This is a genomic window from Cohnella massiliensis (assembly GCF_900169535.1).
GTDB classification, from domain to species: Bacteria; Bacillota; Bacilli; order Paenibacillales; family Paenibacillaceae; genus Cohnella; species Cohnella algarum.
Map to the genome: position 1 here is coordinate 1245458 of NZ_LT821259.1, position 13209 is coordinate 1258666.

Consider the following 13209-nt stretch of genomic DNA (forward strand, 5'->3'; position numbering starts at 1 on the left):
GAAACATTATCAACAATAAGTTGGGGTAGAGAAAGGATGCTTGACATGCCGAACCGATCCAATTCATGGGCCGCGATGCTGGCCCTCTTCTGCGTCATGCTGCTTGTCGCCGCATGCGGAAACGCGAATTCGAACGCCGATTCTTCGCCCTCGGGCAGCCCGGCGCCGAACGGAACGCCTGCTTCATCCGCATCGCCGCCTGCGGAAGGAACAGGGGAAGGCGCCGCTTCTTCGGTGACCGCCGCGTTCCCGAGAACGATCTCCGCGGCCAACGGCGACATCGCGATCGAGGAGCAGCCGCAGCGGGTTGCCGTCGTCCACTGGGGCTACGGGGATTCCCTTCTGTTGTTCAATCTGGAATCCGTCGGGCTGGCGCTGCCGTTCAGCGAGAAAACCTCCGTCATCCATACGGACAGCTACAAGCCTTACGTCGACAAGGTGCAGGAGCTGGAGATCGTAGGGGAAAATACGAAGGTGAACCTTGAAGCCCTGCTCGCCTACGGGCCCGACTTGATTATAGGCGGCAACGCGATCAACCAGGATATCGTCGCCGAACTCGAGAAGATCGCGCCGACCGTCATCTTGGACGAACAAGCGACGGACGTATGGGGCGATTGGCCGTCGGTCGTGACGAAGTTCGGGGAGATTCTCGGCCAGGAGGACGTAGCGGAGAGCTATATTTCCGATTACAACGCAAAACTCCAGTCGGCCAAAGAGAAGCTGGCCGGTCTCGAGGGAACGGTCGCCTTCGTCCAAGCGAGGGAGAAGCAGGTCTACCTTCAAGGGATGAACTACTTGACGCCTTACTACGAAGGTTTGGGGCTCGCGCCGCCCGAATCCGCCGATATCGCGGAGGGCGCGGAGCTATCGCTCGAGGGCCTTGCCGCCCTCGACCCGGATCATTTGTTCCTCGGCTACTTCAACTACGGCGACAAATCCGTGCCCGCTCTGACCGATCAATGGGAGGACAGCGAAGTATGGAGCCGACTGAAGGCCGTCGAGAACAACCATGTCTACGCGATCAACGGAGAGCTCGCCCTCGGCTACGGCCCGATCGGCAATTCGTACGGCGTGGGCGAGGTGCTTAAGGCGCTGGAACCGAAGGAACGATAACGAATAAAGCCTCGAGGGCTATCTTCGGATAACCGCGAGGCTTTTTTCATATCGGGATGTTTTGGGTCGCGGAACGGGACTGATCCGGCGCCGCGAGGACGTCCCGAGCTGTGCGTGGAGCTTAGGGGCCGGCGAAGAGGCGGGTGACCATTCAAGCAGAAGGAGGTCTATGTTGGATTTTGTCCAATCAAGGGAACGGAAAACGGGGAAATCGTTGTCTAGAGTGGACTTTATCCAACGAGAAACTTGGAATTTGGATGAAAACGCCGAAAAGGCTTCGCCAGATTGGACAAAATCCAACGAAGCCGAAAAGTTTCGCGAAAAAGCCGGTTTTGATTAGAGAAAATCCAACCAAGCTTCGCCGCGAGGCTTTGCTTTGCCGCAGGAGGGCGATCCATCGCCGCTTCCCCTCGGCGCGATCAGCGGTCCCGATGAATCATGTAATCCAGCAAATACCTCAGAAAACCGATATTCCGCGGCAGCTCGCCCAGCGCCTCCATGGCCAGGCAGTAGTGTTCCCACATCGCTTTGCTCGCGCCTTCCGCGCCGAGAACCGTGACGAACGTCGAGGTGTTGTTTTCCTCGTCCTTGCCGACGGGTTTGCCGAGCAGGCGCGCATTGCCTTCTCCGTCCAGCAGGTCGTCTTTGATTTGAAAGGCGATGCCCGCGTGATAGGCGATTTTCTTGAGGATCGCGATTTCGGCCTCGCTTGCCTGGGCGAGAATAGCGGGGCTTACGAGGGAAACCTCGAAGGCGAGCCCCGTTTTGTAAAAGCAGATCCGGTTCAGCTGCTCCAACGTCAGCGCTTTGCCTTTCGACTGAAGATCCATCGCCTGCCCCGTGCAGATCTCGCTCGCTTTTTGCGACGAGTACCGAATCAGCGCGAGCACGGCGCCGTTGTCGAAGCCCTGCAGCGAAGCCAGCTCTTCCATGGCCTTCTGGATCAGAAAAAGCCCGGTCAATTCCGCAACCGCGCTGTCGTGCACCCGGTGAAGCGTCGGCCGTCCCCTGCGCGTGGAGGAATTGTCCTGCGACGGCAGGTCGTCAAAAATGAGGGACGCCGTATGCATGAATTCGAGCGATCGGAATATCGGCGCCAGCGCTGAGGCCTGCAAGCCGTATTCGTTTACGCCCATGACCCAGGCCAGAATCGGGCGAATGCGTTTGCCGCTTCCTTCGAGACTGTAATTGGCCGTATCGAAAAGCAGCTGCTGCACGGACGGCAGCTCGGGCCTGGAAATGCGCAGCAGATCGTTGATGCGCTGGCGGGCTTTTTCGAGTTGATCGAAAAAGATTTCCTTCTCCTTCCGCTCGTTTTTCATGACGGTTAGCCACTGATCCCGAACGAGCTTGTCGAAGAAGTCCACGTCCTCCGCTTTGCCGACGACGTGCTGGATAAGCCGGTTGAATTCCGGGTTTTCGCCTAAAAGAATTCCCATCAATTCGTTATATTTCTCGGGGCCGGCGCGTTTTTTGTAGCGTTTGAGCCCGTTGACGGCGCGATCCAGCAAGACTTCGCGGGTTTTGGCGTCCGACTTGTACACGTGACGGATCAAATGGGAAATGACCGCCCAGTACAGCTCGAACGGATTGATCAAATCCGGCCGCTCGCGATGGTATTTAAGGTAATACGTATAAGGGGTCACCGCTCCGTTTTGCATGTCTTCGAACATGTCCGCGAAATCGTCGGCAAGCTGGTTGTACAAGCCGTAATGGAACGTCCGGGATTCGAAGCCTTCGTCCTTCGGAGCGCCGATGACGGAACGGACGATCAAGCGGGAGGATGCGGATTTGATGATGATCGGCAAATACAGCTCTTCGTTCGTATACGACGGATTCGAAAGCTTTTTTGCCCGGTCCGCTTCCTGGGCTTCGAAAAACACGTAGGATTGCTCCAGAAACGTATCCCGGGTGTCCGCGCGTTGATAATTGCGAATATATTCGTAGGCGTCGCGAAGCTCGCCGTGGATGTAACGGATCAGTTCGGCGCGGCTTTCGGTCCAGTCTCCGAGCTTCGGAACCGTCCCCCGGACAAGCGTGGCGCGGATCATCCGGGAATACTGCTCCTTCTGCCGGGCGTCCAATACGTTGGAATCCAGAAGATCGTCGATAAAAGGATAAGTCAGGCCGTAAAAATAACCCAACCGGACGGCTTCGTCCAATCTGCGGGAGCGTTCCGCGGGTTCCGCTGCGCCTTCCAGCCCGTCAAGGACGTGCAGCACGACGCCGAGAATGATTTTGGCCAGTTTCCTCCGGGTTTCCTCCGCGTTCATCTCCTCGGGAATATGGTCGGCCACGCTCTTCAGCTTGCCGACGACCCAAATGATCGCCTGCTCGATCCCTTCTTTTTGGGCCCATCGGTACAGCGCCGCCAGGCTGAAAAACTCCGACCCGTCTTTCCGGTTGGCTCCCGCGGGCCGAAGCAGCCGTGCCTTGACGTCGGCCGCGACGCGCCCGATTCGGGCTTGCGTCTCGGGCGAGGCTAGGTCCTTGCCCAAATCGCGCAAATAAATGTAGGAGATGCTGCGATCCAAATAATCGTCCAATTTGCCCGCCCGGTCCAGCCATCCGATATATTTGCGATAATCGGCAGGATCGGGGCCGTTCTTTTTGCCGGCGAAAAAAGAGACGAACGAATCGCGGCGGACATGGTTCCTTTTCCACGCTTGGATATCTTTCGTCAGGGCCGGCGCGAACGCTTTGTCCGCTACCTGCGACTGAAGCTCTTTAAAATACCGTGCGGCTTCCCGCTCCGCTTTGCAGTACCAGATGTCTGTCCGTTCCGTCAAGTTTATCGTCATAGGCTGAAGGATACCTCGGTTTCAAGATTTCGCGCGGATACATTCTATTTTACCGCTTTGCAAGATATATGCGACCAAAGTAACATTAACAGAAATTTTATGCAATGACTCCGGACTTGCGCCCAGTTTCCAAACGAAACTTTGGTCCGGAATCGTTCGAACGTTTACTTACTTGTACGGAGCGTTTCGGATAAGGTTCCGGCTTGGCGAACGGATCGGCCGTTCAAGAACCGGGTATCCGGCTTGGCGAATAAAAGCTTTTCCAGTCGGGTGAAATGTCGCCGCAAGCATGTTACTGATATGCCTTTTTGCATGTCATATCCCGGAAAAACCTCGATTTTACATAGAGTTAATCATTTTTAACACCCCCTTAACGGACATATCATTGAATGTGTCAGTGACATATAGTAAGTTCGAATTAATCGAGCTCGAGATAAACAACGCAGATCAAGCGCCGGCCCGGAAGTCTAAAGACAGAACGAGGAATGTCATGACATGAAGCCAGAATCTTCGTCTCCGAAACCGAAGCAGCAGCTGTATTTGCAAGTCGCCGACAAGGTGATGGCCATTATCGCGGAGCGCAAGCTTCAGCCGCACGATCCCGTTCCTTCGGAAGGGGAGCTCGCGAAGCTGTTCGGCGTCAGCCGGATGACGAGCAAGCTGGCGCTGGAGCGGCTGGCCGAGCAAGGCCTGGTGTATCGCCTGCCGAGAAGGGGAACGTTTCTGGCCGGCAAACGGGAAGGCCAAGGGGAGCCTGCCGCCGGCAGGGTTTCGGAGAGACGGCCGCCGATCCCGCCCGGGTGGGCGAAGGGCCGGCAGATCGCGCTCATCCTGCCCCACATGTCGGATTACACGTCCCGCATCATCGCGGCCGTCGAAGGCGAGGTGCGCAAGCATGACGGCGATCTGATCCTGAAAATCAGCAAGGACAAGGACGACGAGGATCGCTGCCTGCAAAAGCTGGTCGACGGAGGCGTCGACGGCCTGATTCTGTTCCCCCAGGGCCGCAAAACGTGCAGCGACCAGGTGCTGCGGCTGAAGCTGGAGCAAATTCCGATCGTGATCATCGACCGCATTTTCCGCGAGGTGCAGATCGATTGCGTGTACCACGATCATTTTCAGGGCTCGTACCAGATGGCGCAGTATTTGATCGCCAAAGGGCACCGGGAGATCGGCTATACGTCCAACGCGATCGAGAACATCACGAGCCGGGAGGAACGGTACCAAGGCTACATCCAGGCGCTGCTCGATCACGGCATTCCGGTCAAGAACGAGTACATCCACTTCCGGAGCACGCCCTGCGATCCGAGCCGCGCGAGCGAAAGCGACCCGGAGCAGGCGGAGTTCATCGGCGGCAATCCGCAGATGACGGCGGTCATGTGCGGGGACGACCACATTGCGATTTCCTCCTTGTTCACGGCGCTGCACCTGAACGTTCCGGTGCCGGACAAGCTGTCGATCGTCGGCTTTTCCGACATCAAGCTGTCGGCGCTGACGCCGGTTCCGCTGACGACGGTCCGGCAGGATACGGAACGGCTCGCCCGTTCGGCCGTCGAACTGTTGATGAAGCGCGTAAACCGGTCCAAGGAGAAGCAACTGACGGTCAAGATTCAAACGGAAATTATCGAGAGAAAATCAGTGACGGACAGAGGGAATTTTTGATGAAAATTCATTTTCTCGGCACGGCGGCGGCGGAAGGGTTTCCGAACGCGTTCTGCCGCTGCGAGTTTTGCGACAAGGCTCGCAAGCTCGGCGGGCGGAACATTCGCACGCGCAGCTCGGCCATCGTCGACGATACGATCAAGTTCGATTATTCGCCCGATTCGTACATGCAGGCGCTTCGCGACGGCATCGATTTCGGAGCGATCGAACATCTGCTCGTCACCCATACGCATTCCGACCACTTTAACGCGTACGATCTGGAGTGCCGTCGGGAAGGCATCGCCCACGGCCTGGAGCATCCGCTGCACATTTACGGGAACGATGCCGTCATGCACAATACGCGAGCTGCGATCGGCCGCTTCGAAGGGGGACGGTTCGCGTTCCATCTGCTGCGCCCGTTCGAGACGTTCGATGCCGGCGACGCGAAGGTGACGCCGCTGCTGGCGGACCACGACCGGATGGAGACGTGCCTGCTGTACGTCCTCGAGAAGGGCGGCAAAAAGCTGCTGTACGGGCACGATTCGGGATGGTTTCCGGAGGCGACCTGGGAATGGCTGCGGGAGCGGGAGCTCGACGGCGCGATTCTCGACTGCACGCACGGCTATACCGGCAACTCCCGGGACCGCAACCACATGTGCGTGGAGACGGTGCTGGAGGCGCAGAGCGAGTTTCGCCGGCTGGGCGTTCTGAAGCCCGAAGGGCGAATCGCCGTCACCCATTTCAGCCACAATTCCAAGCTTCTCCACGAAGAGTTCGACGCCATTTTCAGCCCGTACGGCATCGTTACGGCTTATGACGGTCTCGTCATGCACCTATAATTTCAATGAACAAAAGGAGCGGTAACCCCATGAAAAAATGGATCACGGCGGCACTGTTTGCAACGCTCAGCCTGACGGTCGCAGCCTGCGGCGGCGGCAACGGCAACGGAGGAAACGCGTCGACTTCGCCCGCTTCGGGCTCCCCTGCCGCATCGGCGTCGGCTTCCGCGCCGGCGGCCAACGAAAGCCTGGTCGTCTACACGAACGCGAATTCCGACGGCCGGGGCGAATGGCTGATCGAGAAGGCGAAGAGCGCAGGATTCGACATCGAACTCGTCGGAGCGGGCGGCGCCGATTTGACGAACCGGCTCATCGCGGAGAAGAACAATCCGACGGCGGACGTCGTCTACGGCTTGAACAACATGCTGTACGAGAACTTGAAAAAGGAAGACGTGCTGACTCCGTACGTGCCGCAATGGGCTGCGGAAGTCGAGGAAGGCCTGAACGATCCGGAGGGCTACTATCACGGGCTCGTGAAGCAGGCGATCCTGCTCGGCTACAATCCCGACGCGTTCACGCCGGAGACGGCGCCGAAGGATTGGACGGACTTGTACAAGAACGACGCGTTCAAAGGGAAATACGAAGCCCCGACCCTGCTCGGCCAAAATACGCCGCGGCTCGTCGTGGCGGGCATTCTGACCCGGTACCAGGATCCGAACGGCGATCTCGGCATTTCCGAGGAAGGCTGGAACGAAATCAAACAGCTGTACGACAACGGCGTTCGGGCCGTCGAAGGAGAAGATTTTTACGCGAACCTGGCGAGCGGGAAGACGCCGCTCGGAGCGCTCGTCTCCGGCACGCTGGCCGCGAAGGAAGAGCAATATAACGTGAAAGCCGGCATCGTGAGCCCGGAAATCGGCGTTCCGATGATCGTGGAGCATGCGGCGATCGTGAAGGGCACGAAGAAGCAGGAAACGGCGGAACGGTTCGTCGAGTGGATGGGCAGCGCCGAAGTGCAGGGCGAGTTCGCCGCGGAGTTCAACGCGATGCCCGCGAATACGAAGGCGGCCGAACAAGCGAACGATTCCGTCAAGGAACTGTTCGCGGATCTGAAGGCGCAGCCGTTCGACTGGGCGTTTATCGCGGAAAACATCGACTTGTGGGTCGAGAAGATCGAACTTCAAATCATGCCGTAACCGCAGCGAAATACGAAACAAGACGAGGTAACGATGATTACATTTCGCGATGTGCAAATTCATTTCGGATCGTTCCATGCGGTGAAAAATTTGAATCTGACGATCGAGGAAGGCGAGTTTTTCACCTTCCTCGGTCCTTCCGGCTGCGGCAAGACGACGATTCTCCGCAGCCTCGTCGGATTCATCGCGCCTTCGGGCGGGAGCATTCTGCTGGGAGGCCGGAATATCACCGACGTCCCGATCGAGAAGCGGGGCATCGGCATGGTGTTCCAGAGCTACGCGCTGTTTCCGACCATGAACGTGTATGAAAATATCGCCTTCGGCATGCGCGTCAGAAAAGCGACCAAGGCCGAGACGGACCGGGACGTGCGCGAAATCGCCCGCAAGGTGGATTTGAAGGACGACCAGCTGTTCAAGAAAGTGTCCGAACTGTCCGGCGGCCAGCAGCAGCGCGTCGCGATCGCGCGGGCGCTCGTGCTGAAGCCGGCGATCCTGGCGCTAGACGAACCGCTGTCGAACCTGGATGCCAAGCTGCGGGTACAGCTTCGAAACGAGCTGAAGCATCTGCAAAAGCAGTTCGGCATTACGACGATTTACGTGACGCACGATCAGGAGGAGGCGCTGACGCTGTCCGACCGCATCGCCGTGTTCAACGGCGGCAACCTCGAGCAGGTCGGCACTCCGCAAGAGGTGTACAACCGGTCGCAGACCGAATTCGTGTGCAATTTCGTCGGCGATATCAACCGCATCGAGCCGGAGCTGATCCAAAGCAGCGAACGCCTGCGGGAAGCGATCGCCCCGGACCGCGCGGCCTACATCCGCAACGAGAAGGTGAGCCTGCTGCCGCTGTCCGGGCCGGACGCCGCGCAGCTTAAAGGAACGATCGCCGAGCGCGAATTTTACGGGCTGTACAGCAAGTACGTCCTGCGGATGGCCGGCGGCGGCCTGCTGAAGACGATCGAGAAGGAGAGCGGGCTCGAGCAGCGGACGATCGGCGACGAAGTCGACGTGTACATCCGGGCCGGCGACATTTTGCAATACGGGGGACGGGAGGCAGGGCTTTGAGCGCGCAAACTTGGAGCAAGAGGCTGAAGTCGATTCATCCGACCGCACTGATCCTGTACGGTCTGATCGCATGGTTCGTCATCGCCTTCCTGATATACCCGAACCTGAACGTTTATTACGAAATTTTCTTTAAGGGCGGTTCTTTTTCGCTCGAGCCGGTGGAAAAGCTGCTGTCGTCCAAGCGGGCGATGACGAGCTTGTCCAACAGCTTTTTGCTGGCCGTGTCGCTGGTCGTTACCGTCAACGTCGTCGGCATCGCGCTGGTGCTCATCACCGAATATTTCGACGTCAAGGGCGCGAAATGGCTTCGCCTCGGCTATTTTACCACGCTGATCTACGGCGGCGTCGTGCTCGTCTCCGGGTACAAGTTCGTTTATGGTGAAAACGGTTTCATCACCAGGGTGCTGGCGAGCCTGTTTCCGTCCTTCGATCCGGCGTGGTTTCACGGCTACTGGGCGGTGCTGTTCGTCATGACGTTCGCCTGCACGTCGAACCATGTGCTGTTTCTGGGCAATGCGATCCGCAAAATCGATTTTCAGACGGTCGAAGCGGCGAGGAACATGGGCGCCTCTTCCTTTACCATTTTACGCAAGGTCGTTCTGCCGGTGCTCAAGCCGACCCTGTTCGCGCTGACGATTCTCGTGTTCCTGACGGGGCTCTCCGCGACGTCGGCTCCGCTTATTCTGGGCGGCGCCGAGTTCCAGACGATTACGCCGATGATTTTGACCTTTTCCAAAAGCATGACTTCGCGGGATCTGGCGGCGCTGCTGGCGCTCGTCCTCGGCCTTGCCACGCTGATTTTGCTGACGATCATGATCCGGCTCGAGCGCAAGGGCAACTTCATGTCGGTATCGAAAGTGAAGTCGGAGCTCGTCAAGCAGAAGATCGACAGCAAGATCGGCAACGTCGCCGTACACGCGCTGGCTTACGTGCTGTTCCTCATCTACGTCATTCCGGTCGTGCTGATCGTCGTCTTCTCGTTCACCGACGCGCGCAGCATCGCCACGGGCACGCTCGGGGCAGGCAGCTTCACGCTGGACAACTATGCGCTCGTCTTTTCGAGCATGAGCGCGTTCAAGCCGTACCTGGTGAGCGTCGCGTACGCCGCGGCGGCGTCGGTTGCCGTCGTGGCTCTGGCGTTGGCCGCCTCGCGGATTTTGCACAAATACAAAAACAAGTGGGCGACGGCGCTGGAATACGCGCTGCTCATCCCATGGATGCTGCCGGCCACGCTGATCGCCATCGGGCTGATCGTCACGTTCAATGTGCCGCGGCTCGTCATCGGGAACGCGGTGCTGGTGGGAACGGCATGGATGCTGTTCTTCGGTTACGTGATCGTGCACATCCCGTTCACGCTGCGGATGGTGAAGGCGTCGTTTTTCAGCCTTGACGGCAATCTGGAGGATGCGGCGCGCAATTTGGGAGCGAAGCCCTTCTACACGTTCCGCCGGGTGCTTCTGCCGATCATCCTGCCGTCGACGCTCGCCGTGCTGGCGCTGAACTTCAACGGCATTTTGGCCGATTACGACCTGACCGTCTTTTTGTATCATCCGCTTTACCAGCCGCTCGGCATCGTGATCAAAAACAGCACGGACGCGCAGGCGCTGGCCGACACGAGGGCGCTGACGCTGGTCTATACCGTCATCCTGATGATCATGTCCGCGATCACGCTTTATTTCGTGTACGGGAGGAAGAGGGCTTTGTAGATAGGCCGAATCGGGCCGAGCGTCCGGTTCGGTTCGACAGGACGGAATTTCGCGCGGACGCCAAGCCGACCGCGGTCTACGTAGACGGAGTGCCGGCCGCGGCGGAAGAACAAGCGGCATTTTATTCGGTGATGGCCATAACGACGCGCGGCGGGGAAGGTCCGGTTCTGGTCGAACTGGAGTGGGACTGACGCGATCGGAGAGAGGCGATGGCGGCCGTTTCCAGGCCGCAACGCCCAAAAAAGAGCTCCTGCCGGCGGCGGGGGCTCTTTTTGGGCTGTGTACAGAACGGATAACGGACTGCGGAGCTGATTCCGGCGAAGGCCGTCCCAGGTCAGGTCGTTTCCCCTTTCACGAGTTCGACGTCCACGACCGTGTTGCTCAACTCGGTGTTCCCCTCGATCAGCTGAATCAGGTTGGAGCATAGCGCCTTCCCGATTCGTTCGATCGGCTGCCGGATCGTCGTCAGCTTCGGAGTTTGAAGCATTCTCGTGAAGCTGTGGTAGTCGTAGCCGACGATTTTGAGCTGTTCGGGCACGCGAATGCCGTGCTGAACCGCATAAATGTAAAGCGCATAGGCCAAAATGTCGTTGCTGCAAAATACGCCGTCGTACTCGGGCAAATGTTTGGATACCTCGCGTTCGACGAAGTCCCAATAATATTCGAAGGTCAGCTTGTACGGTTCTCCTTCGATCACCCGGTGCGGAATGTCGTGCTTCATGCAGACGAGCCGGAACGCGTCGGTGCGACGGTTCGGCAGCAGATCGATCTTGAGCGGGCCGGAAATATGAAGCAGCTTCCGGCAGCCGCGGGAAATCAGGTGTTCGGTCGCAAGCTCTCCTCCGAGAAAATTGTCGGCTCCGACATACGGAATGTTGGAGGAGATAATCCGGTCGAACGAAATGATCGGCAGATTCACTTTCTTGTACTGCTCCAGATTCAGGGAGTGGCCGCACATGATGATGCCGTCCACCCGGTTTTGCCTCAGCATGCTGATGTAGCGGGCTTCCTTCTCCGAATTTCCGAGCGAATTGCAGATCAGGATCTTGTATTGGAGATCGTTGGCATAGGTTTCCACGTAATGAATGAGTTCCGCGAAGAAGGGGTGATTCGAATCGGGCACGATGATGCCGATCAAATCGGATTGGCTTCTTTGCAGGGCGCGGGCGATCTGGTTCGGATGATAGTCGAGCGAAGCCATCGCCGCTTCAACCTTTTGCCTGGTGTCCTTGTTGATGTAGCCCCGGTTGTTAATGACTCGGGAGACGGTCGTCACCGAGACTCCGGCTGCTTTCGCTACTTCCTTGATATTGGACATCTTCAGTTTCCTTCCTTTGCATGCGGCCTTTGATTTTCTTAATTATATCATGAACGGGAGGGGCTTTGGGAATACAATATATGAAAACCTTAACATACATTTAAATTACCGAAAACACGCTGAAATTAAGCGTTTTTTGCGAGGATTAATCATGTTTTTGGATTAAAAATGAATAATTATATGAAAACGATTGACATATCAAGTGTCCGACTTTAAAATACAGTCTGAAAGCATTTACAACATCAAGACTTTTTGTGAGGGGAAGGATTGGAAATGAAGAAAAAGGTTCTGCTGCTTGCCGCCTTGACGCTTGTGCTCGGCACCATACTTACGGCTTGCGGCGGCAACGGTAATGGCAGCGAAGAAAGCGCTTCTTCCGGAGGAGGCGGGGCCGGCTTTTCCATCCTGATCGGCAAGCCTGAAATCGCCGAGCAGTTCGAAGAAGTCGTCGGTCAATACGCCGAAGAGAAGAACGTCGATATCAATATTATTCCGCTCGGCACCCAAACGGCATACGAACGGCTGACGACGCTGTACGCTTCCGGCAATGCGCCGACCGTCATGATGCTGGGCCAGGAATTTCCCGAGATGAAATCGAAGCTGGCCGATCTGTCGGATCAGCCCTGGGTAAGCCACGCGCAATCGGGAACGCTCGATTTCGTGACCGACGATTCGAAGGTGCTGGGCATGCCGGCGACAGTCGAGGCGTTCGGGTTTATCTACAATAAGGCAGTACTGGACAAGGCGGTCGGCGGCGACTTCGACCCGGCCTCCGTCAAAACCCGGGACGATCTGAAATCGTTGTTCGATCAGGTCAAAGCTTCGGGCGTCGAAGCGCTGCACGTCTCCCCGATGGACTGGTCCCTGGGGGCCCATTTGACGAATATCCTGTTCACGACGCAATCCCCTCAGTCCGAAGAGCGCCACGCGTTTATGGACAGCCTCAAATCGGGCCAAACGGATCTCGCATCCAACGCCGTGTTTAACGGCTGGGTCGACACGATCGACCTGATGAAGGAATACAATTCGACGAAGGATGCGCCGCTTGCGCCGGTATACGACGATGGCACGCTGGCGTTGGCGGGCGGAGAAGTCGGCTTGTGGTTCATGGGCAACTGGGCGTATCCGCAGTTGAAGGAAGCCAACCCCGGCGCGGAATACGGGTTCCTGCCGCTTCCGATCAGCAACAATGCGGACGATTACGGCAATTCCCAAATTTCCGTAGGCGTGCCGCAATACTGGGCAGTCGACGCGTCGACGTCGACTCCGGAGCAGCAGCAGGCCGCCAAGGACTTCCTGAACTGGCTTGTCAGCGATCCGGAAGGGCAGGACGCTTACGTCAACAAGTTCAACTACGTGCCGGTATACGACAATTTTTCGGTCATGCCCGAGGACATGATTTCGCAATCCGTCATCGCTTATATGGATAACGATCAAACGCTGGAATGGATGAACAACTTCTATCCGGCCGACGGCTGGCCGAAGATGGGAGCGATCATGCAGAAATATTTGGCCGGCACCATCGATCGGACCGCTTTGGCCAAGGAATTGGCCGTTTACTGGGCCAGCGTTCAATAAACGGACGGCCGG

At 57.5% G+C, this 13209-nt stretch carries 10 protein-coding genes; 8 read left to right on the forward strand and 2 right to left on the reverse strand.

The features are described from left to right. The first annotated feature begins 45 nt into the window (after positions 1-45). Together B7E11_RS19515 and B7E11_RS29695 are read left to right on the forward strand one after the other, a co-directional pair. The gene (locus tag B7E11_RS19515) at positions 46-1113 is read left to right on the forward strand and encodes an ABC transporter substrate-binding protein (RefSeq protein ID WP_080837733.1); all 1068 of its coding nucleotides are present in this window, start codon (positions 46-48) and stop codon (positions 1111-1113) included. Positions 1114-1285: 172 nt separating this feature from the next. Further along, positions 1286-1453 (forward strand): hypothetical protein, encoded by a 168-nt coding sequence (locus tag B7E11_RS29695; protein WP_176220824.1) that lies wholly within the window; start codon positions 1286-1288, stop codon positions 1451-1453. Between the two features lie 79 nt (positions 1454-1532). On the opposite strand, the gene B7E11_RS19520 is transcribed toward B7E11_RS29695, so the two are convergent. Then, complete coding sequence (locus B7E11_RS19520; protein ID WP_080837736.1) at positions 1533-3914, reverse strand: polyprenyl synthetase family protein; 2382 nt, start codon at positions 3912-3914, stop codon at positions 1533-1535. A gap of 495 nt (positions 3915-4409) precedes the next feature. Here B7E11_RS19520 and B7E11_RS19525 point away from each other — a divergent pair, with 495 nt between their 5' ends. From B7E11_RS19525 to B7E11_RS19545, 5 genes are read left to right on the forward strand one after another with little or no spacing between them, the layout of a single operon-like run. Then, entirely contained in the window at positions 4410-5576 is a 1167-nt protein-coding gene (locus tag B7E11_RS19525; RefSeq protein ID WP_080837738.1) for a GntR family transcriptional regulator, read from the forward strand. After that, positions 5576-6394 carry an MBL fold metallo-hydrolase gene (locus tag B7E11_RS19530; protein ID WP_080837741.1) on the forward strand — a complete coding sequence of 273 codons (819 nt, stop codon included), beginning with the start codon at positions 5576-5578 and terminating at the stop codon, positions 6392-6394. Before B7E11_RS19525 ends, B7E11_RS19530 begins: the two co-directional genes overlap by 1 nt. Positions 6395-6423: 29 nt before the next feature. Further along, positions 6424-7530 carry an extracellular solute-binding protein gene (locus B7E11_RS19535; protein ID WP_080837743.1) on the forward strand — a complete coding sequence of 369 codons (1107 nt, stop codon included), beginning with the start codon at positions 6424-6426 and terminating at the stop codon, positions 7528-7530. A 33-nt stretch (positions 7531-7563) separates the two neighbouring features. Beyond that, positions 7564-8595, forward strand: a complete 1032-nt coding sequence (locus B7E11_RS19540; RefSeq protein ID WP_080837745.1) for an ABC transporter ATP-binding protein — start codon at positions 7564-7566, stop codon at positions 8593-8595. Continuing rightward, positions 8592-10301: an ABC transporter permease gene (locus tag B7E11_RS19545; protein ID WP_080837748.1), complete on the forward strand. Its 1710-nt coding sequence runs from the start codon at positions 8592-8594 to the stop codon at positions 10299-10301. The genes B7E11_RS19540 and B7E11_RS19545 overlap by 4 nt, the downstream gene beginning before the upstream one ends. A gap of 334 nt (positions 10302-10635) precedes the next feature. Here B7E11_RS19545 and B7E11_RS19550 read toward each other — a convergent pair whose 3' ends face one another. Beyond that, on the reverse strand, positions 10636-11619 hold the full coding sequence (locus B7E11_RS19550) for a LacI family DNA-binding transcriptional regulator (RefSeq protein WP_080837750.1): 984 nt from the start codon (positions 11617-11619) through the stop codon (positions 10636-10638). A 273-nt stretch (positions 11620-11892) separates the two neighbouring features. On the opposite strand from B7E11_RS19550, the gene B7E11_RS19555 reads away from it, so the two are divergent. Next, the gene (locus B7E11_RS19555) at positions 11893-13197 is read left to right on the forward strand and encodes an ABC transporter substrate-binding protein (RefSeq protein ID WP_080837754.1); all 1305 of its coding nucleotides are present in this window, start codon (positions 11893-11895) and stop codon (positions 13195-13197) included. Positions 13198-13209: the final 12 nt, after the last annotated feature.